The 22,372-nt window shown below is 36.2% G+C and carries 23 protein-coding genes and 1 riboswitch; of the genes, 7 read left to right on the top strand and 16 right to left on the bottom strand.

Going from position 1 to position 22,372, the window contains the following annotated elements:
* Positions 1 to 30 precede the first annotated feature (30 nt).
* The 3 genes from ACFSTA_RS04420 to ACFSTA_RS04410 form a co-directional block, all read right to left on the bottom strand.
* Positions 31 to 1,713: a DUF2334 domain-containing protein gene (locus ACFSTA_RS04420; RefSeq protein WP_377555342.1), complete on the bottom strand. Its 1,683-nt coding sequence runs from the start codon at positions 1,711 to 1,713 to the stop codon at positions 31 to 33.
* 161 nt (positions 1,714 to 1,874) lie between these two features.
* Positions 1,875 to 2,633: a hypothetical protein gene (locus ACFSTA_RS04415; RefSeq protein ID WP_377555341.1), complete on the bottom strand. Its 759-nt coding sequence runs from the start codon at positions 2,631 to 2,633 to the stop codon at positions 1,875 to 1,877.
* Between the two features lie 240 nt (positions 2,634 to 2,873).
* Positions 2,874 to 3,029: a hypothetical protein gene (locus ACFSTA_RS04410; protein ID WP_377555340.1), complete on the bottom strand. Its 156-nt coding sequence runs from the start codon at positions 3,027 to 3,029 to the stop codon at positions 2,874 to 2,876.
* 356 nt (positions 3,030 to 3,385) lie between these two features.
* On the opposite strand from ACFSTA_RS04410, the gene ACFSTA_RS04405 reads away from it, so the two are divergent.
* Complete coding sequence (locus ACFSTA_RS04405; protein ID WP_377555339.1) at positions 3,386 to 3,955, top strand: hypothetical protein; 570 nt, start codon at positions 3,386 to 3,388, stop codon at positions 3,953 to 3,955.
* Positions 3,956 to 4,169: 214 nt separating this feature from the next.
* On the opposite strand, the gene map is transcribed toward ACFSTA_RS04405, so the two are convergent.
* Positions 4,170 to 4,910 (bottom strand): type I methionyl aminopeptidase, encoded by a 741-nt coding sequence (map, locus tag ACFSTA_RS04400; RefSeq protein WP_377555338.1) that lies wholly within the window; start codon positions 4,908 to 4,910, stop codon positions 4,170 to 4,172.
* 384 nt (positions 4,911 to 5,294) lie between these two features.
* Positions 5,295 to 5,397: riboswitch (SAM riboswitch) on the bottom strand.
* A 194-nt stretch (positions 5,398 to 5,591) separates the two neighbouring features.
* Between map and ACFSTA_RS04395 the strand changes: the two genes are divergently transcribed.
* A complete protein-coding gene (locus tag ACFSTA_RS04395; RefSeq protein WP_377555337.1) occupies positions 5,592 to 6,242 on the top strand; it encodes a glycoside hydrolase domain-containing protein in 651 nt (216 codons plus the stop codon).
* A gap of 69 nt (positions 6,243 to 6,311) precedes the next feature.
* Here the strand turns inward: ACFSTA_RS04395 and ACFSTA_RS04390 are convergent, their stop codons facing one another.
* A complete protein-coding gene (locus ACFSTA_RS04390) occupies positions 6,312 to 8,006 on the bottom strand; it encodes an FAD-binding dehydrogenase (RefSeq protein ID WP_377555336.1) in 1,695 nt (564 codons plus the stop codon).
* A gap of 294 nt (positions 8,007 to 8,300) precedes the next feature.
* Between ACFSTA_RS04390 and ACFSTA_RS04385 the strand changes: the two genes are divergently transcribed.
* Positions 8,301 to 8,888: a sigma-70 family RNA polymerase sigma factor gene (locus tag ACFSTA_RS04385; protein WP_377555335.1), complete on the top strand. Its 588-nt coding sequence runs from the start codon at positions 8,301 to 8,303 to the stop codon at positions 8,886 to 8,888.
* Positions 8,881 to 10,077 (top strand): hypothetical protein, encoded by a 1,197-nt coding sequence (locus tag ACFSTA_RS04380; protein WP_377555334.1) that lies wholly within the window; start codon positions 8,881 to 8,883, stop codon positions 10,075 to 10,077. The genes ACFSTA_RS04385 and ACFSTA_RS04380 overlap by 8 nt, the downstream gene beginning before the upstream one ends.
* A 55-nt stretch (positions 10,078 to 10,132) precedes the next feature.
* Here the strand turns inward: ACFSTA_RS04380 and ACFSTA_RS04375 are convergent, their stop codons facing one another.
* From ACFSTA_RS04375 to ACFSTA_RS04355, 5 genes are all read right to left on the bottom strand, one after another.
* Entirely contained in the window at positions 10,133 to 10,336 is a 204-nt protein-coding gene (locus ACFSTA_RS04375; protein WP_377555333.1) for a CDGSH iron-sulfur domain-containing protein, read from the bottom strand.
* A gap of 84 nt (positions 10,337 to 10,420) precedes the next feature.
* A complete protein-coding gene (locus tag ACFSTA_RS04370) occupies positions 10,421 to 11,335 on the bottom strand; it encodes a fumarylacetoacetate hydrolase family protein (protein WP_377555332.1) in 915 nt (304 codons plus the stop codon).
* Between the two features lie 174 nt (positions 11,336 to 11,509).
* The gene (locus ACFSTA_RS04365; protein ID WP_377555331.1) at positions 11,510 to 12,139 is read right to left on the bottom strand and encodes a GNAT family N-acetyltransferase; all 630 of its coding nucleotides are present in this window, start codon (positions 12,137 to 12,139) and stop codon (positions 11,510 to 11,512) included.
* Positions 12,140 to 12,251: 112 nt separating this feature from the next.
* Complete coding sequence (locus tag ACFSTA_RS04360) at positions 12,252 to 12,803, bottom strand: alpha/beta hydrolase (protein WP_377555330.1); 552 nt, start codon at positions 12,801 to 12,803, stop codon at positions 12,252 to 12,254.
* A 59-nt stretch (positions 12,804 to 12,862) separates the two neighbouring features.
* Positions 12,863 to 13,291 (bottom strand): VOC family protein, encoded by a 429-nt coding sequence (locus ACFSTA_RS04355; protein WP_377555329.1) that lies wholly within the window; start codon positions 13,289 to 13,291, stop codon positions 12,863 to 12,865.
* Between the two features lie 615 nt (positions 13,292 to 13,906).
* Between ACFSTA_RS04355 and ACFSTA_RS04350 the strand changes: the two genes are divergently transcribed.
* Positions 13,907 to 14,704, top strand: coding sequence for an N-acetylmuramoyl-L-alanine amidase (locus ACFSTA_RS04350; RefSeq protein WP_377555328.1), 798 nt, complete (start codon positions 13,907 to 13,909; stop codon positions 14,702 to 14,704).
* A gap of 39 nt (positions 14,705 to 14,743) precedes the next feature.
* Here ACFSTA_RS04350 and ACFSTA_RS04345 read toward each other — a convergent pair whose 3' ends face one another.
* The 5 genes from ACFSTA_RS04345 to ACFSTA_RS04325 all read right to left on the bottom strand — a co-directional run bounded on the left by ACFSTA_RS04345 (position 14,744) and on the right by ACFSTA_RS04325 (position 18,825).
* Positions 14,744 to 15,178 carry a pyridoxamine 5'-phosphate oxidase family protein gene (locus tag ACFSTA_RS04345; protein ID WP_377555327.1) on the bottom strand — a complete coding sequence of 145 codons (435 nt, stop codon included), beginning with the start codon at positions 15,176 to 15,178 and terminating at the stop codon, positions 14,744 to 14,746.
* 298 nt (positions 15,179 to 15,476) lie between these two features.
* Complete coding sequence (locus ACFSTA_RS04340) at positions 15,477 to 17,759, bottom strand: ATP-dependent DNA helicase (RefSeq protein WP_377555326.1); 2,283 nt, start codon at positions 17,757 to 17,759, stop codon at positions 15,477 to 15,479.
* Positions 17,760 to 17,850: 91 nt separating this feature from the next.
* The gene (locus ACFSTA_RS04335; RefSeq protein WP_377555325.1) at positions 17,851 to 18,039 is read right to left on the bottom strand and encodes a XapX domain-containing protein; all 189 of its coding nucleotides are present in this window, start codon (positions 18,037 to 18,039) and stop codon (positions 17,851 to 17,853) included.
* Between the two features lie 11 nt (positions 18,040 to 18,050).
* A complete protein-coding gene (locus tag ACFSTA_RS04330) occupies positions 18,051 to 18,206 on the bottom strand; it encodes a XapX domain-containing protein (RefSeq protein ID WP_377555324.1) in 156 nt (51 codons plus the stop codon).
* Between the two features lie 73 nt (positions 18,207 to 18,279).
* Positions 18,280 to 18,825, bottom strand: coding sequence for a D-glycero-alpha-D-manno-heptose-1,7-bisphosphate 7-phosphatase (locus ACFSTA_RS04325; protein ID WP_377555446.1), 546 nt, complete (start codon positions 18,823 to 18,825; stop codon positions 18,280 to 18,282).
* Between the two features lie 190 nt (positions 18,826 to 19,015).
* On the opposite strand from ACFSTA_RS04325, the gene ACFSTA_RS04320 reads away from it, so the two are divergent.
* Positions 19,016 to 19,777 carry a DUF2087 domain-containing protein gene (locus tag ACFSTA_RS04320; protein WP_377555323.1) on the top strand — a complete coding sequence of 254 codons (762 nt, stop codon included), beginning with the start codon at positions 19,016 to 19,018 and terminating at the stop codon, positions 19,775 to 19,777.
* Positions 19,778 to 19,795: 18 nt separating this feature from the next.
* On the opposite strand, the gene ACFSTA_RS04315 is transcribed toward ACFSTA_RS04320, so the two are convergent.
* The gene (locus ACFSTA_RS04315) at positions 19,796 to 20,521 is read right to left on the bottom strand and encodes an endonuclease/exonuclease/phosphatase family protein (RefSeq protein WP_377555322.1); all 726 of its coding nucleotides are present in this window, start codon (positions 20,519 to 20,521) and stop codon (positions 19,796 to 19,798) included.
* Between the two features lie 95 nt (positions 20,522 to 20,616).
* On the opposite strand from ACFSTA_RS04315, the gene ACFSTA_RS04310 reads away from it, so the two are divergent.
* Positions 20,617 to 22,203, top strand: coding sequence for an alkaline phosphatase family protein (locus ACFSTA_RS04310; RefSeq protein ID WP_377555321.1), 1,587 nt, complete (start codon positions 20,617 to 20,619; stop codon positions 22,201 to 22,203).
* Positions 22,204 to 22,372 lie beyond the last annotated feature (169 nt).

Genomic DNA, 22,372 nt, shown 5'->3' with positions numbered 1-22,372 from the left:
AAAACGGTTAAAAATTTTTATCATCAACTTTTAAATGCTTTCTACTTTTCTTCTAAATAACATATAAGATATGACCCCTGTTAAACCCGTTATGCAAAATCCTAATACTATCCACACGATATTTACTTCTTTTAGTTGAATGATATAGTTTTCCATCCATCCTATTTCGTTAGATTCACCTTCCTGATCCTTGTTTATAAGTTCTTCTCCATCTTCATTGAATACTTTGTTATCCATCTTACTAAGGTCCATCCAAGTCAAATTCGGAATTTTTTCCATTTCATCCAATAATTCTTTCAGACCTTCCACCCCCAAAAATGGGTGATAGAACGCACCAATAATGCCGTCACGTACAATGGTAAACTCGTCAATTCGATCTTTCATTTCCCGAATGGAGGTAGGTTCCTCATAACGAATGTACCGGATTGTTTCAGGAATAAGCTTCATCCCCTTCAAAAACTTCGGCTCCGTAATATAGGGTGCCTCAGTCATTATTTCCCAATTCGTGTCTGTCAATTGCACTTGCCCAACATATGTTGAAAAAAATCTCGAAATAACCTCATACCCTTTTTGACTCATGGCATAATGTGGTGCTTCAAAAGCTTTTGGATAGATCCCATAGTTTACTAGCTCCTGTAAACCTCTTGAAATACGATCTTCAATGTATTCACCTTCATTCTCTAATGGCTTATTGTTTTCTACGTCCCAAAACTCAAAACCATCCCCAGTCTCAGCATTTTTATACTGGTCTGTATATCCATGTAGAACGATACTAGCCTTATGTTCTTCATTATTCTGCATCTCTTTCAAAATTGTTATCAATCCCGGGTTATCCGAAAGATAAAATTTCTCATCCGTTTTGGGATTTACATATACTGGGGTTACCGAAGCCATATATGGAATATTTCTATCCTTTAATACCTCAGCAATAGCAAATAGATCTTCTGGATCTGTCTTCGGGTTAATATCTTCTAATCGCAGAATTGCATTTGTTTCCGTATCATGATTAATCCCAAAAAAATGGTGAAGTTCATCTGCTAAAAAATTTGAGATCGGTGGAAATAAGTTTGGAGATGCAAAATAATAGGCATCCTTTTCATTGATAAGTAAAGGTAACCGTTCCTCTTCCTGAACTACTTCAAGTAAAACTTCCGCTTCGTCGATAAGCAATGGAAGTCTTTTCTCTCCCTGAATTACTTCAACTAATACTTCCACTTCTCTAGTGGTTATTAGTTTCATCATTGGATGTGAACTAATAGAGATACTGTTTCCGTGTTCACGTTTTACAATAAAGTCATTTAAAATTTCTATTTCCGTTGACTCGATAAAGTTGAATTGATTGACCTGCTCAACATTATGTCCAATCCCCATTATCGGACCTGGATACGAATTAATAATATCTATGACTTTTTCCGGTAATTTTTCCTCCACCTGCCCATAATAAAAGAGGTGTGTCACTCCAATTATGTCAGACGTTTTAACTTCCGAACTGTGTTTAAAGGTTATTGATGAAGTAAAATGACCGATCAAAAGATCCAATAACCGCTGGTGTTCATTAAGCTCTTTGTCTGAACTCGAATAAATAACGAGAACCTGGAAATCATCTGCCTCATAGCTTCGTACATTCAATGGGTTAATCAACAATCCTAAGAATAAAATGACGCATAGCATAATGATCTTTGGACCTTTATACTCGTTTATCATTTGCTTCATCATTTCACTCTCCTTTGTCTTATTTGTTCCTTATAAAGAACATACATCAATTTTATAAAGAACACAAGTGTTTTATTTTATTTGTCCCAGTTTGAATGACATACTATATGACACTTCATCATGGATTATGTACAAAAAAAAACACTCTACGATGAGTGCTTTTAATCGGTGTTCCCATTCTCATTATCTTTCCGTTTACCTGCCATCATTAAAGTTAATGGCTTTTCTGATCCAGTAATCAATTTATACATTAAAGACGAAGTAAGATTGTAGCTATTTTCTATTTTTTCAGCTATATAATTTGTACGTTCATAAAGAATAGAACGAATATGATCTACCTGTCTAAACGTTTTTTCCATCAACGCTTCTTGGTTCTCAACACTATGAAGCACTTGATCTTGTTTCGTATCTTGTTCGGAAAGTTGATCTGCCATTTGTTGATGTAACTCATATAATTGATTTAATTGTGTATTTAATTGTTCTGAGAAGGACTCATGTTTTGCTATCTGCTTTACAATCTCTTCATTTGATTTACTTACACCATCTATTTGTTCCAACATCTCTCTTGTTAATTCACTGTCATTTGCAATCAAGTGTTGAAGTTCTTGACTATTATTTTCAAGCAATTGTAACCACTCCCGCGCCTCAAGTTCAAATTGCTCATGCTCGGAATTACTTTTTTTAAGTTCCATGATTTGTTTACCAATATCATTCCACTTACCAAGTTCTATTAATTCAAACTGTTGATGCCTCTTTCTTAGTTCTCTTAATCCTTTTGCAAAGGATTCGTTCCGTTTTTTCTGCTCTTGAAGTATTTCAGAAAAATATTCGGATTTATAATAACTTTGATTTGGTTCTTTTATTTTTCCTCCATGTTGAAAAACACGTGGGTGTTCAGATTTATTTATAAACAGTCCCATAAATAACATCACCTTAATGTACTTTTTGGATATATCATATGATGATTTGTAGAGGTGTGGGACAGATGACCAGATATTAAACGAAATATGGGCTATGGTACTATGTGGTTCGCTGATAATAAATTATTCATAATAAAAAAAAGACATCACCTACCCTAGGTGATTCCATAAAAAACACCAAAGGCAATCTATACCTTTGGCGCAGCTCCATACTAGGAGAGGGTGGTTGTTCCCATCTCTTTAATGGTCCTTACTATTTACATACTCATTTGGTTCATCGCCACCGTGAACAGCACTATTCTTAAACTGACTTTTACGACCATTACGGTGCTCCCCATGATTTTTGTTTTCTTTGAACATATTATCATGTTTCTTCTCGTTGTTATTATTAGCCATTTTATTGCCCCCTTCCTACCATGCATGATTTTATTAGTTTTCGATATCCGAGCTAAGTTATACATCAGTTTTACTTCCATATCTTCTATTACTAATTTATAAAATTTCTTTTTTGCATGGAATGGACATAAAGGGAGAAGTTACGAAAAAAATATATCTGAAAAAACAAAAATATTTGTTATTATTAATTTAGAAATTATAAAAGAGGTGAATAAAATAAATAAAGAGAATTATCCAATTGAATGACCTTCGAGGGTTTTTAAAAACTGTATTTTATCAATCCCTCTAAATGAATCTAAAGTTAAAATATATAAATCAATAAGATTTTCTTCAAAATATTATTTAGGGGTGTTTATATGGTTGTTAATTATAAAATTGAAATGGATGATTTACTTGCCCTCCAAAAAGATGCTGTTGACACAACAAATATTCATAAAAGAAATAAAATAATAGGGGGATTACTTGGAGCAATTTTGCTGTTTTTATTTGCTATTAATTTTGTAAAAGTCACCCTGGGTACGGCTCTTGTTTTTGCAATAGCAATGTTCTTTTTATGTAAATCCGCCTATAAACTTGCAATTGTAAGACAAACAAAAAAACTAATTGAAAAAAATCACACTCTTACAATTGGTGACTGTATATCAACTATATCTGATAAGGGTTTCATTAGAGAGTTTAAGAATACTAGTCAAAATATATCTTGGTCTCAAGTTAAAATAGCAAAAGAGGATGAAGAAAGGTATTTCCTATATATATCAGATATACAAGCATCTATCTTAAAAAAAATACCAAATAATCTAACTGAAAGTGAACTTATTAAATACCATAATTTGATTCGTGAAAACCTTTTAAATGAAGGAATCGTATTAAAAAAGACTAAACGTATTAGTAGTTCCGAAGCTGTTAAAAGTCTACATAAATTTTAGAAGCAAACTAATATAAGAATAGATTCTTTTGTTTATGCTCTCTAAAATGAAAAAATAGTTCTTTAATGAGTTCGGTTTTTGAATCAAAATAGTTAAAAAAACAAACAAAATAGAGGTACAAATAGCAAATAGATTGGTACCTCTATATTACCGATTTAAAAGGTTTTATAATTGTTCGGTAATAGAATTAGCAACTTTTGTGGTATTAATGCTCTTACAATGTAGTAATAATTGGTCCTTCCTTCGTAAGAATAATCGTATGTTCGTATTGAGCCACAAAGCTTTCATCGGTTAGATAGGTCCATCCATCCTCGGATAGGAAAACTTCCTCTTCAAATGTAGAGATAAAAGGCTCAAAGGCAATTACCATACCATCTTTTAAAATTTCGTCATCCCAGCGAGAGAAGTAATTGAAAATATGGTCTGGTGCTTCATGTATCGAGCTCCCGACACCGTGTCCGGTAAGGTTTTTTATGACAGTTAAGCCATGCTGTTTCGCTACATTGTGTACTGCTTTTCCTAGAGCGCTTTTTTTCGAACCTGGTTTTGCCTTCTGAATTCCAGCGTCGAATGCTTCTTTAGCAACGTCACATACTTTCTGCAAAATTTCCTCCCCCTTCCCAACAACAAAGGAAATTCCCGTATCTGCGAAATACCCATTTTTAGAACCTGAAACATCTATATTTACAAGGTCCCCTTCTTGAATAGTCCGCTCACTCGGAATTCCGTGCGCTACTTCTTCATTTACGCTAATGCACGTATATCCAGGAAAATCGTATTCTCCTTTTGGTGCAGACTGTGCTCCTACTTTTTCAAAAATTCTCTCAGCAATGAAATCGAGTTCTTTTGTTGTAATTCCAGGTTTCGTACATTGGACTAGCTCATCTCGAATCGCTCCACAAATTTTACCAATCTCTTTTAATCCATTAAAATCCTCTTCAGTCTTTGCAATCATCGGGGATCCTCACTTTTCAAAGTAATTTATGATTATCATTCCATTTAATTTCTAGCATAAATGGAACGCATTTTCAATCAACAAAAAGGCGTTTATAGTTGAATGAAAATTGAACAGAAGCAACCACACATGACTTAATTCCATCTGCAAATATGGTGTTATTTTATTGATATTTACTATGCGAAAAGAGATGCTAATAGCATCCCTTTTATTGATGTTTATTTCTTTTTGCAAAACAAAACCGAACCCGTTATTAATTCTTTTGATTTTCAACTATTTTTTATAGAGTTACAAATAGAAGCTCGTTTCACACTTAGCGCTTGATAAGGCACAATTAGACCAGAGTTTTATTGTGTTTACTCAAGCGCAAGTGGAAACTTCGAACATTTATCATCCAAAGCATGGCGCTTTGTTGGTAGTAGCACCTTACATGCGCAGGTTGCTGTGATTTCATTGAGCCAGTTCTCTCCATCACTCTTGATAACAGTTAATTCGATAGTTGGGACATGCCCAGTGATACTACCATACAGTAAGTCGGTGGAAGAAGTCTCTGCTTCATGAAGTTTCACTTTATCTTATTGTTAAAATTGGATCTTGTGAGTATTTTTAACAAACTTGTTTCGATTATAAAAAAGTATCATATATATATCTAGACAAATTATTACAGAAGGGGACTATGCTATGCCAAACGTAATATGGGGAGTTGATTCGGCGACAGCTGTTAATCAAGAGCTTTTTTCTTGTGTCGTTAATAATTTTGGCAAACCTAGATTTTGGGGGAGATACTTATCAACAGTACCTAATGTATCAGGTGGACTGACAGAGCAAGAGGTAGGTTTGTTACATGGGAATAACGTCAAAATTTTACCAATCTACAATGATTACAATGCTGCAGTTGGATATCGGGAAGGAAGAGTCGCAGCTTCCAATGCGGTGTATCACGCAAGGAGACTAGGTATTCCAAAAGACATCTTCCTTTTTGCCAATACGGAGCGGTTCTTTGACATAGACGAAGCATGGATACGCGGATGGGTCGATGCTATATTTCCAAGTGGATATCGTCCAGGTATTTATGCAGACCCTACTACCTCTTCCTTCAATGAATCTTATTGTGCTGCAGTACGAAATAACGCCCATGTACGTTCACAGGTTGTAATATGGAGTCAAGAGCCTACACCCGGATCTACCCCAGCAAATCAATCACCTGCTTATAATCCTACAAAACCAACTTGCGAAGCTAATGTTTGGGGTTGGCAATATGGCGAGAATGCCGAGACATGTCCAATCGATACCAATTTAATCGATACAAGATTATTTAATAATTTGTGGTAGATAAATAGTGGAGATACAAAAAGAAAGGTGCCAAATCGATATTTTGGCACCTTTCAACTACTTGAATCTTTAATTCGTTTTTTGCACCACTGGATTCATAACGGTGCTTTTACCTAACGCCTCCACAACTGCACGCCCTGCAACTCTACCGGAAAATAAGCACCCACCTAAAAATGTACCTTCAAGTGCACGATATCCATGAACACCACCACCACCAAATCCAGCAACCTCTCCAGCAGCGTATAATCCCGTTATTGGTTCACCATGATCATCTAGAACCCTTGCAGATAAATCCGTCTGTAATCCTCCTAATGTTTTCCTACTTAGAATGTTTAGCCTTACAGCAATAAGTGGACCGTTTTTCTGATCCAAAATTTTATGAGGTGAAGCAACTCGAATGAGTTTATCTCCACGATACTTACGAGCACCACGAAGTGCTGTAACTTGTAAGTCTTTCGTAAATGTATTATCTATTTCACGGTCTCTTGCCCGGATTTGCCGTTCAATTTCATCCTTTTGTAGCAAATCATCACCTGTTAATTCATTCATGCCCTGGACTAGTTCCTCTAAACTTGTTGCAACAATGAAGTCCTCTCCCTTTTCCATAAACGCTTTTACAGGCGCAGGCGGACCCGGAAGAACTCTCGATAACAGTTTTTTGATACTCTTACCGGTTAAATCCGGATTTTGTTCGGATCCAGAAAGAGCAAACTCTTTTTCAATGATTTTCTCCGTTAAAATAAACCAGGAATAATCATATCCCGTTTTTTGAATGGCTTCTAACGTTCCCAACGTATCAAAGCCAGGGAAGTTTGGAGCAGGGAAACGGTTTCCCTCAGCATCTAGCCATATCGAAGATGGTCCAGGTAAAATTCGAATGCCGTGTTGATTCCAGACTGGATCCCAATTTTTTATTCCTTCTGTGTAATGCCACATACGATCTCGATTGACTATGCGACCACCAATATTCTCAGTAATGGAAAGCATACGCCCATCAACATGAGCAGGGACACCAGATATCATTCGTTTTGGTGGTTGCCCAAGTCTACTCGGCCAATTTTTTCTTATCATATCAAAATCAGCTCCGATTCCACCACTAGAAACGATAACCGCTTCAGCCCTATATTCAAAATCCCAAACAACTTGACGAGAACTCTCTTTTCCTCGTTCCGTATCGTCTGGTGAAAGAACAGAGCCTCCAGCTCCTTTTACATTTCCATTCTCACTAATGAGATAATCTACCCGATGACGCGGGCGGTAATCTACATGACCGTTTTTTATATGTTCTCTTACTCGACGTTCAAAAGGCTCAACTATTCCAGGACCTGTTCCCCAGACAATATGAAAACGAGGTACAGAGTTTCCGTGCCCTTCTGCAAGGTAACCTCCACGTTCCGCCCAACCTACAACCGGAAAAAATTTCACACCCATCCCACGTAACCAGGAACGTTTTTCATCAGCAGCAAAATTAACGTATGCTTCTGCCCACTTTTTTCCCCAATAATCCTCATTTTCTAACCGATCGAATCCTGCCGTTCCAAGCCAATCCTGCCAAGCTAATTCTTTTGAATCCTTTATTCCCATTTTTCGTTGCTCGGGGGAATCGACAAGGAACAATCCTCCAAATGACCACCAGGCTTGTCCCCCAAGTGAAGATTCTGGTTCCTGATCTAACAACAAGACTTTTTTCCCGGCATCTGCTATTTCAGCAGTAGCAACCAATCCCGATAATCCAGCCCCAACTACAATAACATCGAATTCCATGGAAACCACTCCTTTTTCAATCTGGAAAGCAAGGTTTTATTTCTTTTAATTTTCTGAAATTAATGTTAGTTCAAGTATATAGTTGTGGTATAGCTTAGTCAATGAGAGATTCGTCTTTAGAAGCTTTTAATGGTACTATGTAACCACAGAATACCCATCAAGATTCACTGCAAAATGTAACATATTTTTTCATTAAAGCATGTTAAAATGAAAAAAGTATTTTCTACATGGATTGAAACATCTAATAAAAACACTACGTCTAATAAATGAGCTTGATAGTTAGGAGGAAGAAGAGTGGGCCACTCGAAAGCTTTCCATCCAACATACGATGAAGATGATATTTTACAACAAGATCAAACAAGAGCAATTGAAATGATCATGGACACGTATGGTGATGAAATTAAACGATTAGTTTACACATACATGAAAAATTCGGCTGATACAGATGATGTGACGCAAGAAGTATTTGTTACGATCTATCAAAAATTAACTACGTTCCAGGGCAAATCATCATTAAAAAGCTGGATCTATTCCATTGCTATTAATAAATGTAAAGATTACTTGCGGAGCTGGCATTCTCGCAATAAACGTCTAAAAGAAAAATTAACTCAGAGTGCACAAGCATCAGATAACAATAGTGAAACCCCAGAAGATTTTTATATGAAACAAAATGAATCAAACCAACTTTTGAATCAAGTAATGGGGTTGCCTATCAAATACAGAGAGGTTATTACCTTGTTTTATTTTAAGGAGCTTTCAACAAAAGAAATCGGTCATGTTTTAGGAATGAAAGAAGCAACTGTCAGAACTCGTCTGGCGCGCGGTCGTGATAAACTGAAGGAATGCTTATCGCTAGAAAGAGGTGGTGAAAACCATGGATAAGCAACTAAAACATTTAAAATCTCACTACGAAAATGAAGTACCAACTACATTTACTGAAAAAGACAAACAAGCGGTACTTGAAAAAATTAAACAAACCGACAAGAGAACGTCTGGAAAAGTATTTCCCTTTTATCCAAAAGTATTAACAGGTGTAGTATTGGCAGCATTAGTGATCATTGTTGTTATTTCTACAAATAATCAACCAGACATGTTTATGAGTTTAACTGATGATGCAGCAGATAGCGAAATGGATTCCAATGAAATGGCCGAAATGAGGGAGTTTTCAGACGGTGGTGACAGTAGTTTAGAAGAAGAAGGCGAAGCTGCTAAGAGTCAGTCAGATATGGAGATTGCTGGTGATGCCGGAAACCATTTCTTTGATCCTGAAACAGTATTAATTGGCTCCACCTACGGATCAATGGAAGTGATTGAAGTCGATCGCCAAAGTGAACAAACATCGATCATTTTTAACGGGGAAACCTCCTTATCTGGTGATTTTCAGCTTGATGGAGATAGGCTAGCATTTGTTCCACATGAAAATGCTCTACTAGCTTTTCCATTAGCAAATGGCGATGAAAGAAATATTCCAGCATTCTACTTTCAAGATGAGTCATCCGTAAAAATGGCGTATGGTATTGGGGATGATCAAAATTCACTTTCAACCGCTGATCAAGGTTACACGCTAGATGTTACTGGAATGGAGTACATTCATTCCCCAACTGGATCAACTATCTATTTGGAAATCACTACTCGAATGACGAACACGTACGACACGAACATCAAGATGTCACAAGAACTCACTGACATCTATGAACAATATAAAGAAACCCTTAATGATGAATTACTTGAGGGCTTAAACCCAATTGATGTATTTAAAATGCATTTTTATGCTGAGAATAATGAAGATGAGGAAGTAAAATATGCTTTATACATTCAAGACGAAATGTATGGTACACCTGATAAAGACGCGTATTTTAATGACCCATTCTTTGCCGAAGACGATACAATGAAGAAAAATGCTGAACAATTCTATGAGGAATTATTAGCAGTTGATGTCTTTAAAGAAGAATACCTATCGGAAGAGGAAGCGATTATTCATTTTGCAACTGTAGAGTCCAATGGCTTGGCATTCCGGTTGATAAAAAATTCAGAAGACATTTGGAAAGTAGCATGGATCCCTATGCAATAAACAAATCCTTCCTTTTACAATAATCCGTAGTCCTAAGTGGACTACGGATTATTAATTACTTTGCTCGGGGAGCACTTTCAAATTCAATTTTCTTATGTGTGCCGTCACAAAATGGTTTATTTGCCGAATGACCACAACGACATAAAGAAAATACTTTCTTTGTTTCAAATACGTTACCTTCTTTATCAATTAATTCCACATCACCAGTTACTCGTAATGACCCATTATCATTTACTTTTATTTGAGCCTTTTCACTCATATAAAATCATCCCCCCTCGTATTTATATATAAGTTTTACTATCATTTCCACTTACTTATTTAACCTATGCAGCTAAATAAGGGTTTAGCATTCTCTCACTCTATTTTCCATTCGTCCTATTTTTTCAACTTCTAGAGCTATAATGTCTCCATCTTTTAAAAACGTAGGTGGGTCCATGGCAAACCCTACCCCGTTTGGAGTTCCTGTCATTATAATATCACCCGGATTTAATGTCATTAGTTGAGAAATAAACGTTATTAAATATGGAATATCAAAAATCAACTTACTAGTATTTGATGCTTGGCGTTCTACGCCGTTTACAAACGATCGAATATCCAAGTCACCTGGATTTCCAACCTCATCAGCAGTAACTATCCATGGACCAACCGGTGTACTATTATCTAAGGATTTACCTTGAAGCCATTGTGGTGTTCTTTTTTGTAGATCACGAGCTGTTCCATCATTCCCAATCGTATAACCAGAAATATAGTCCAGTGCACGTTCTTTTGATACATTGGATGCTTCTTTACCAATTACAACCGTTAATTCTACTTCATAATCAAACTTTTCTGTTTCAGCACTTTTCACCATCTCATCATCAGGGCCAATTAACGCATTTGGAAACTTTGCGAATAATACCGGATAATCTGGTACCTCACTTTGCATTTCAGCAGCATGTTCTACATAATTTTTTCCTACACAAATAATTTTCGATGGCTCCGGAATGGGAGTTGAAACATAAACTTCTTCACGATTAAGGCTAGCATTCTTTAAGTCGTTCTCGAATGAATATGTATATATTTCTTTCGCTATTTCAATGGCAGGGATACCCATTTTGTAAAATTTTGTAGGATCTGCAGGAAGTATGGACTCACTAACAGAACGAATACCCTTTAATTGACAGTATGCTTCCTGTACATCTATAATTTTTTCCTCTTTCATAAAACCAATTCGTAAAGACTCTAGTTTCTCTTTCCTCTTATAACTTACTAACTTCATTCCAACACTCCTGACTTTGTATTTCAAATCACTATACTACCGTATTCATTTCTCTACCATCATCATAGCCTGCCTACTTACCTTTTTATCAACCAAATCGGCAAAGGGTGTTGCAACTACCTGTATGTTCGGCAACGTGGCAATCTATCCATATGTACATGCAAGAGAATTATATTAAGTTTTATTACTAAAAGATTCCGTGTTATTTTTTTCGTATCCTAAATCCTGTTTCACCTTACGAATTGCCTCGAATTCTGGTTTCAGCATGGAATATACAACCGTATCATGATAGATTTCCCCATCAAAATCAGTTTGTCTCAATACCCCTTCTTTTTTGAACCCGTACTTTTCTAACAGTTTTCTAGATCCTTGATTCTCTGCAAAAATATCGCCTACAATACGGTTCAAATCTAAAGAATTGAAACTAAAATCTAGTATTCTCCCTAATATCTCGGTCATTACACCTTTTTTCTGAAAATCTTTTCTTATTACAACCCCCATTTCCGCTTTTTTATGCCACATATGTAGTTTATGTAAACGGAATTGCCCAATTAGATCCCCATCTGCCTTATGGATAATAACCCAAGGGATTTCCTTTTGTTGCGTAAAATTATGAAGATAGGTTCGAATATTATTATGTAAAACTTCTTTGGCATGTACCGGGTTTGGGGTAATATATTGCATGGTTTCTTTATCTTGCATAAAAACGAACATGCTGTCCACGTCTGCCAATGTCATTCCACGCAATATGTAGTTTTCCGTTTCTAATCGAGGAATGACAGATAAAAGTTGATTCGTACTCATATGTTTACCTCCATGGTTGCGTTCTTAAAATCATCATATCATTAGGTTAATCATTTAATAAAGGATTGCTTGGCTGCTTTTTTAACTTCAACTCCCTATCCTTTAAAATATTTTATAATTTCTTCAGATCCGAAATCAGTTGCGGTATTCCATCCTGAAATAAATGACTATCTCCGCTTAACTTCCTGTTTTTTGCCTGTGGAAAATCCTTTATATATTGTAAAAAGTGATCATATGGAACGATAGGATCGAATTCACTATGGTAAAGATATATTTCTGGTATTTTTGGAAGTCGTTCAATATAGTTTCCTTTTAATTCAAAATCCTGATATATCCACTCGTTATCCAACCCCCAGTATGGTACAGCGATATTAAAAAGACCCGTAACAGTTAAGGGACATGTTTCTTCGGATAAGTATTTTAGCAAGACCGCTCCACCTAATGAATGACCGATACATATTACTTCACCATCTAGCTCCTCTATCACTTTGCTTAGTTTCTCTTTCCATTGCCCGTAGTTCGGATCTTCTGGATATGGCATATGTGGCGTAATGAACTCATACCTATCTTGTAGTTCATTAGCCAAATAACCGATAAGGTCAACACTTCCTTGCTGTTCAGATTGCGGACCAGCACTATGAATAAATAATAGTTGTTTTTTCATGCTATTCCTCCTTAAAGAAATGGAGTTCTGAACAACGTTCCGAACTCCATCAAATTATACTAATTCTCACCTTTCAAGGTAGACACTTGCCAGGTTATACCGAATTTATCTGTTACCTGACCGTAAGATGGACTCCAAAACGTTTCTTGCAATGGCATTCCAACAGTACCCGATTCCTCTAACACTCCGAATACTTCTTTTGATTTTTCTACATTATCAATGGATATTGCAATAGTAATTTGAGAACCAGTTTGATATGGCTGACCAGGGAATGTGTCTGAAAGCATTAAGTTGGTATTTCCAATTTTCAAATGTGCATTTAACACCCTGCTCTTGTCCTCATCTGAAATAGGCATTTCTGGATTATCAGGCATATCACCAAAGGTTTGTACATTGAGTACCTTTGCATCTAAAGCGTCCTCGTAAAATCTTATCGCTTCTTGTCCATTACCGTTAAAAACTAAATAAGGATAAACTTCTACAATCATTCTAAGCACCCTTTCTTCTTAATTAATTTCACGATATCATATATCCATTTATGTAGTTCTTCCCCATTGTGTCCTAATGGTTATTTGGGACCAGCGTTAGGTCATGCAATAAATCCGTCTAAGGATATAGATATATCAAACATTACCTTCCTTATAAGATTCATACCTCATTTTCATTATAATTATAGAGTTATTTCCTATGTACTTTCTTTGACTGACGTGTTGGAATGATTCATACAAATATAAGAACATCGAGCGATGACGAAGAAGTATTCGGAAGGGGGGTATCTAGTATCTATTATGTCATACCTAATTGTACCATAATATATTATAGTCTTTTTTACTATTTTTATATAATTCTAATATTTCTTCAGTGATTTTGCGTCTCAACAAATAATATCTACCTTTACATCTTTTTACGTGAATAATGCCACCAAATACACTCCCATTTCGATTGTATAGATGAAGGAAACCTATTTTTCAGAGCAAAAAAATAGGCCTAAACGATGGTGACAGATATGGAAGTTTAAAAACATTGAGACGTTTGTACAATTCATTTTTTCAAACTATCATAATCTATCATTGTAAGAATTAAATATTTGAAAAGGAGGTTTTATGATGAAACTTTACTTGGATCCTGGCCATGGTGGTTCTGACCCCGGTGCCAGTGGAAATGGCTTGCGAGAAAAAGATATCGTATTGGATATCGCCCTTAAAATGCGCTCGATTTTATTAAACGATTATGAAAATGTAGAAGTTCGAATGAGTCGCACCAGTGATAGTACGAAAAGTTTACAGCAGCGCACCAATGAGGCAAACGCATGGGGTGCTGATTACTATCTTTCTGTTCACTGTAACGCATTTAATGGTTCTGCTCGAGGGTATGAAGATTACATTCACAACAGTCTTTCAGATTCGTCACAGACTGCTAGATACCGAGATTTACTTCACGAAGAAATTACGAAGGTAAACCAACTGAGAAACCGCGGGAAGAAAAAGGCAAATTTTCATGTGCTTCGAGAATCAAACATGCCTGCCTTCCTCTCAGAAAATGGCTTTATCGATAATAGTCAAGATGCTGCTTTACTACGCGATTCTTCTTGGCGACAACGAGTCGCACAAGGACATGTTAATGGACTAGCTAGAGCATTCAATCTAAAGAGAAAACAAGATGGTGGTTCTGATGCCATTTATCGTGTTATAGCTGGTTCCTTTCAATCAAGAGCTAACGCTGAACAACGAGCTCAATTTTTGCGTTCTAAAGGAATTGAATCTGCATTGACCGCTATAACTATTTCTGGTCAACAGTGGTATCGTGTTCAAGCTGGTGCTTTCGCTAACCGTAATAATGCAGAACGACGTTTGAATGAAGTAAAAGCCGCCGGGATCAGAGATGCTTATATTATGAGTTAATGGACATAACCGCTACTTATCCGTAGCGGTTATCGTTTTTTAAAATTTTTTTAAATCTACTTCTTTAGGGTCGTCGCCAATATGATTAGTGATCAACCTGACGATCTCCGGCTCTATTTCCAGGACGATATAATTTGGATCTTCCAGACTGTCAAACCATGGCTCCATTTTCTCATTCCATAATTGGGTCTTTATTTCCTGTGAATCATTAATTGATACTTTACCATGGTAATCTATATACGCATCTCCATATCCTTCCCCTCCATATCCAATAAGGATATGGGTATATGGATTTGCTTCAATTTCTTCTGTCTTATCCGTATCCCTACTCGTCACTGTATATAGTTTCAAATCATCGTGAAAGAAAGTCATAAAACGCGTGTGTGGTTTATTATTTTTGACAGTTGCCATCGTTCCAACTGAATGGTTTTCTAATATTTTTTCAACGGTTGATTTTACTTCTTGTTGATGCAAAAACATACACTCCTTTTCCATAATATGTTTTAGTATCTCTTATATTTTAAAAAATATTATTAAACCTATAACTACGACTGTATGTGGTTGCGAGAAAGCGAAGACGCTGAGACCCTACAGCGAGCGTTCTTGCGAGTGAAGAGGATTAGTGCAAGCCCACGGTAGTGTATCTCTGTAACGGTATTCAGAGCGATATGTTACTACGCTTTTACATCAACATAGCAACACACGATGCAAAATGATCCTTCCATAATAAAACCGCCTCCTTTTAATTAGAAAGCGCCCTAAACAATCACATTTATTCTACGGTACCTATCTTATATTGTTGCCATTCATATGGAAGCAGTGCCTGATATTTCTGATGTAAAAATCTATCATCTACCAGAACAATCGTACCGGTATCTGCCTCTGAGCGTATTAATCTACCACCTGCTTGTAGTACTTTATTCATGCCAGGATATACATAGGCATAATCAAACCCATTACGTCCAGTTGTCTGAAAGTAGTCTTTTATGATATCTCGCTCAAATCCAATCTGAGGGAGACCAACACCAACAATAATTACTCCTTGTAGACGGTCCCCTACTAAATCTACCCCCTCAGAAAAAATACCGCCCAAAACAGCAAACCCTAAAATTCTTTCGTCCTGTTCAGACTGAAAGACACCTAAAAATTCCTCTCGTTCTTCTTCAGACATGCCAGTTTCTTGCAAAATCGTTTTTACTTTTGGAGCATATGTAACAAACTCCTCATATACGGCACGCATATAATTATAGGACGGAAAAAACACAAGAAAATTACCCTTTCTTTCTTCCAATACAGTGGCGAAAAATTTCACCATAGCTCCCATCGTTCGATTACGATCATGATATTTTGTAGACATCGGTTGAATGATAACTTCAGCATTTTCTCTTATGAACGGGGAAGGTATCGATATAACATAATCTTCTGTACTTCCTCCGAGCAAATTTTTATAGTAATCTGCTGGTGTTAAGGTAGCGGAAAAGAATATTTTTGAGCGATAACCTTTACTCATTTTTTGAATGAGCTGCGAAGGATCTAGACAAAACAACTTCATCCTGACCTCACTCTGAAATACTTCTACATACGTGATAAACCGTTCATCATATAACTTGGAAATCTTCACAAAAGCTTGTGCAGCAAAATATGTATCAAGCAATAGTTGATTTGCGTCATCGTTCCGTGCCAGTTCAACTTCAGCTTCCACGATAAACGTTTCTAATAACCCAACAATCGTTTCATCTAGTTCTTTGTCCAAAAATTCCTCTCGCTTTTTCACAGCTAAAAGATGATCATTTACTAGTTTTGCAGTATTTGCTATTCCTTCATTCTTCCCTTTAAATTCCCGTTTTAATTGCAAAAAACTGGATTTATACAATTCCGAGGAATACATATCTCTCCCTCTGTCTACTAAATTATGCGCTTCATCAATTAACAAGACCGTTTGTTTCTTCTGTTGCTCAAATAGACGCTTCAAAGAAACCCTTGGATCAAAGATATAATTATAATCACAAATAACTGCATCTGCCGCATATGCCAGATCAAGTGAAAATTCAAATGGACAGACGCGATGTTTGGCAGCGTATGTCTCAATAACTGTTCGACTCATCAGTTTTTCATTTTCTAAAATGTCTAGCACTGCTTGGTTAATTCGATCATAGTAACCATCTGCGAATGGGCAAAATTCTTTGGAACAGTTAATCTCTTCCTGAAAACAAACTTTTTCTTTGGCTGTAATCGTTACAACTTTAATATCCAATCCACTTTCTATTAATAAGCGAAATGCTTCTTCGGCCGTTGTTCTTGTTATCGTTTTTGCAGTTAAATAAAATATTCGATCTAAATGTCCCTCGCCAATTGCTTTTACTGCTGGAAATATCGTTGAAATTGTTTTACCAATTCCTGTCGATGCCTTTGCAAATATGTCCTTCTTTTCTACAATTGTTTTGTAAACAGCACCAGCCAGTTTACGCTGGCCATTTCTATAATTAGCAAAAGGAAATTCAAGTGCATGGCTACTTTTATCTCTTTGCGTTTTATGTTGTAATCTTGTAATGGCATATGGTGCATATTGTTTGATAACATCTTGTACATACGCTTCAAGTTCTGTATATGTCATCTTCTGCTGAAACTGCTCTTGTTCTTCTGTTTTCACTTGCACATAAGTTAATTGAATCGTAACTTCATCTAAGTTATGATCACCTGCATAAATATAACCATAAAAAATAGCCTGTGCCCAGTGAACTGGATGTGTATCTGCTGTAATCTCCTCGAGTGAATGAGAGGTAGACTTTATTTCATCAATAATCACTGCCCCATCTTGTTGAATAAGTACCCCATCACATCTGCCATCAACATGTATTACAATATGTTCAAATGGAATCTCTGCTTGCACATACACTTCTTTTTGGTCGTCCTCATTATAGGTTTTTTGAATTTTTTGGTGAGCTTTTGTTCCTTCCGTCATGGAAGTAGCGGTTCGAAAACCTGATTCGATGCTTCCACTCCTAAACACATACTCTACTAAATTTCTCACAGAAATCTTAACTACATTTGTCATCTTATCACCCATATTATATTCGATAGGTTAAGTGTAGCAGTTTCTTTCGTAATAGGGAATGATCAAAAAGAATAAGCCCCAACTTAAGAAGTTAGGACAAATCACGCTTTGCTTTTCCTCTCATTTCGTTCCACCGATTCAAGATTAAAAAGCCTACAAAAATACCGACAATACCCATTATCCCGGCTAAGTTTGGTGGAGCGGGAATTGGTAAATTCAGTAAGGAGAATATCGCACCTAATACGATACCCGCTAAGAATGATTGTATGGTTAGTTTCAATTTTATTTCACCTACATTATATTATTTATTAATACAAACCCTGCATAGACACCTACAATACCCATTACACCGGCGAAGTTTGGCGGTGCTGGAATAGGAAGTTTTAGTAATGAGAATACGATCCCTAAAGCAATACCAGTTAAAAATGAAATGATAACTACTCCCAAAAAAACTCCTCCTTGCATATTAGCAAATCACAGTATTATCGTATTTAATCTCCCATATCCATTCTCAAATATACTATTTTTCTTTATTCAAATTTGTAATCAACCATTGTGAAAAGGATAGTAAATCGGGAAAATACATATCTGCATGCCCTGTCACGTCTTCTCGTTCACCAACTAAAACGGTCTTTGTACCTGCTTGTTTTCCAGCCACAATATCTGGTTCCCGGTCACCGACCATATAACTCTTTGCCAAATCAATGCCATGCTTTTCGGCTAATTTTACTATCATTTGTGGTTCTGGTTTACGACAAGCACACCCTACATGTGGCTTATGTGGACAGTAGGAAATATCGTCAATTTTTGCCCCATATTCCGCTAAATCTTCTTCCATTTTTTTATGTATATCATGGAGTGCAGCCTCCTTCATGTAACCAAGGCCGATTCCCCCTTGATTAGTAACAACAAATACATGATAACCAGCGTCATTAAATCGTTTTACCGATTCACCTACACCATCTAATAAAAAGAAATCCTTTGGCTTATTAACAAACTTAACCCGATGACTCAACACCTCGTTTATAACACCATCTCGATCAAGAAAAATACCAATACTACTAATACAAACCACCACCCTAGTATAGATACATATTAGTTTTAACCATTCTTTCGCACATTATTCGAGTGTCTGGCACCGATACCCTTTGAATCTTACTATCTAAAAAATAAAACAAATAAGTAATTTGTTTGCTTTTAATAAAACATTAAATTATAATGTTTATTAAAATGACATGGATAGGTGGTTGACGAGCGTGGCTTATGAGGATGTTTTTTGGAATGCTTCCATTAGTGATTTAAAAAATGGGTACAGATATGATCCGAAACTTGAGGTGTTTCAATGTATTATTTGTGAAGAAATTTTTCAGCAAGGTGTTATTTATCCTGTTAATGGCGTTTTGTATGATGCGCAATTAGCAATAAAAAAACATATTCAAGAAAAACATCAATCTATGTTTGATTTTTTACTTGGCATGGATAAAAAGTACACGGGTTTATCCGAACTTCAAAAGGAAATTCTTACATTCTTTCATGCGGGATTGTCAGATAAAGAAATTGCTAGCAAACTAGATGCCGGTAGCACATCAACCATACGGACACACCGCTTTAAATTAAGAGAAAAAGAGAAACAGGCACGAGTCTTTTTGACAATTATGGAATTATTAAAGCAAGAAGATAGTAGAAGTGAAGACTTAATCACAATTCATAAGGGGGCGACAATGGTGGATGAACGATATGCGATTACAAATGCAGAAAAAGAAAAAGTACTCTCAACTTATTTTAATCAAGGGTTAGATGGTCCTTTACAATCATTTCCGAGTAAAGAAAAAAGAAAAATTATTATACTACAACATATAATAACAAAATTTGATGTAAACAAAACTTACTCAGAACCAGAGATTAATGAAACGTTAAAGCAAATTTATGATGACTTTGTCACCTTAAGAAGGTATCTAATCGAATATGGATTTATGGAACGAAACAAGGATTGTAGTCAGTATTGGTTAAAAAGATAGTACAAGTACATACTTGCCTTAAAGCGAAAAAGAAATCCGTAATGGAAGGTGATCAGAGGCTTTCGGATTAGCTTTAATAATTTTTGCCTCCGTAACGGAAAGATGGTCACTCATAAAAATATAATCTAAGCGCCTTTTAGGTCGAGTGGATGGGTAGGTATACCCTGCCCCTTCCCCAGCAACTTCCCAGGCATCCGTATAGACATCGGTCATGTTCTTCCACCCATTTGATTGCGGCTTCATATTCCAATCCCCCATTACAATTGACGCACTTGATGATTTCGAAAGAATGTCGATTATAGAGCTCGTTTGCTTATTGTGCAGAAAAGGGTTTAGGCTTAAATGTGTCACATATACTTGCAACATCTTATTATCTATTTCCAATGTAGCCTCTAGCATGGATCTACCCTCTACTAATCCCTTAATAAAATTAAAATGATGGTCCTTTTTATTTACAATCGGAAATCGCGAAAGTAAGGCATTTCCATATTGTCTTTCATTCTCTCTATCCCTCGATTTTAACTTAATGGAATGAGTGAAGGCTTGTTCCATTTTCAAGTGCTTTGCTAGCCAGCTTATTTGGTCTTCAAATTCACTCCGATTTGAAAAATATTTATCCACTTCATTAAGTCCAATAATATCCGCATTGCTTTTTTCAATTACATATCCAATTTGATCTAGATTAAGCTGTTTATCTACGCTTTTCCCATGGTGTATGTTATATGTCATAACGGAAATAACCAAAATATACCCTACTTTCGTTTTCTTAGATATCTTTAGGATAGATTTCCCCTTAAATATCATACTAAGTTTTATATAGTAAAAAAAGGAAGGATCAGATGAAAAAAATGCTGTATATTATCCTAATCGTTGCCATCCTATTGATTGCGCTCATATTATTTTTAATCGGACGTAATGGAGCAAATCAGTCTTTAGAAGAGGAACAGGTAACACCCACTACAGAGCCAGTAATTTTATTAATTATCGACTCTTTAATGGATCAGCCTCTTCAGCAAGCTATTCAAGAAGGCCGGGCACCAGCTTTAAAATTTTTTATGGATAAAGGCAATTATTACCCGAATGTTGTTAGTAGTTATCCAACCATGTCCGTCTCTATAGATAGTACCCTTTTAACCGGAAAATATCCTGATGAACACCGCATTCCTGGCTTAGTGTGGTTTAATGATCAAGAAAAAAGATTAATTAATTATGGAAGTGCAAAGGAAGAGATTTTCAAAGTAGGTATCAAGCATGTTATAGAAGATAATTTTTACCATTTAAACCATACACATTTGAGCTCACAAATAAAAACTCTCCATGAGGAAATCGCTGAAAACGGATTACAAAGTGGATCAATTAATGCTCTCGTGTATAGAGGGACAGAAAAAAAGAAATTGAATCTTTCTAAAACATTATCAGAATTCGACTTGTTGCCAGAAAGCTTTGAAATTAAAGCACCACATATATTTTCATATGGAGCTTTTGCACAATACAGCCCCGAAAACAAAGAAAATACCCAACTGTGGGAGCGCTATGGATTTAATGATAAATTCGTAACAGAAGAAATAAAGTATGTAATTGAAAATAGCAAGCTTCCGGCATTTACTTTGTTATATTTATCTAATCTAGACAAAGAGGTCCATCAAGATGGGCCAAACAATCACATCCAAGCAATTGAAGAAGTAGATAAACAACTACAAGAAATATTGAACACGTACGAAACTTGGGATATGGCCATACAGGATACTATTTGGATGATCATGGGGGACAGTGGGCAAGCACCTGTTAAAGAGGATAAAAGTGAATCTCTAATTAGCTTGCACTCTTTGTTACAGTCCTATAATATTCACAAAACAAAGGATGAAATCAAGCCAGACGACGAACTTGTATTTGCCCTGAACGAAAGAATGGCTTATATTTATACCTTGAATCAATCGATAGAATTCAATCAAATTGCTGCACATCTTCAAGAAGACCAACGTATTAGCTTTATAGCATGGAAGGAAAATAATAATGTTCACGTCATAACAAGTGACAAGGAAAGTGAATTGACTTTTCGACCGGAGGGGTCCCTATCAGATAATTATGGACAATCGTGGACAATAAATGGCGACTACTCTATTTTAGATCTAAATAAAGATAACAATCGTTTAGAGTACGGCTCATACCCAGATGCCCTTGCAAGGCTTTACAGTGCACTACACTCACACGAAGGAAACTTTCTTGTTGTGGACGCAAAACCTGGTTTTGAATTTATTGGCGAAGGGACACCAACACACCCAGGTGGTGGATCACATGGGTCATTACATGAAAGCGATGCATTCGTACCATTAATTGTTAGTGGAACTGATACAAGACCAGAATACTTTCGAATTGTAGACTTAAAACCATGGATCAAACAACTGATTATGAAGGATCGTCAGTAACCCTAGGAATCACATTTGAACAGTAATTGGTTATCTATTCACCACAGTTACGAGCGACCGTTTGGATCTTTTTTCTCTCTATTCGGGTTTTCATCTCTGTTATGAACGACCGTTTGGATCTCTTTTCTCTCTATTCGGTCTTTTATCTCTGCTATGAACGACCGTTTGG

Origin of the sequence: Ornithinibacillus salinisoli (genome assembly GCF_042684965.1) — a bacterium.
Lineage (GTDB): Bacteria > Bacillota > Bacilli > Bacillales > Amphibacillaceae > Ornithinibacillus > Ornithinibacillus salinisoli.
Note: the sequence above shows the minus strand (reverse complement) of the source record. Positions and strands in the feature narration are given on the sequence as shown.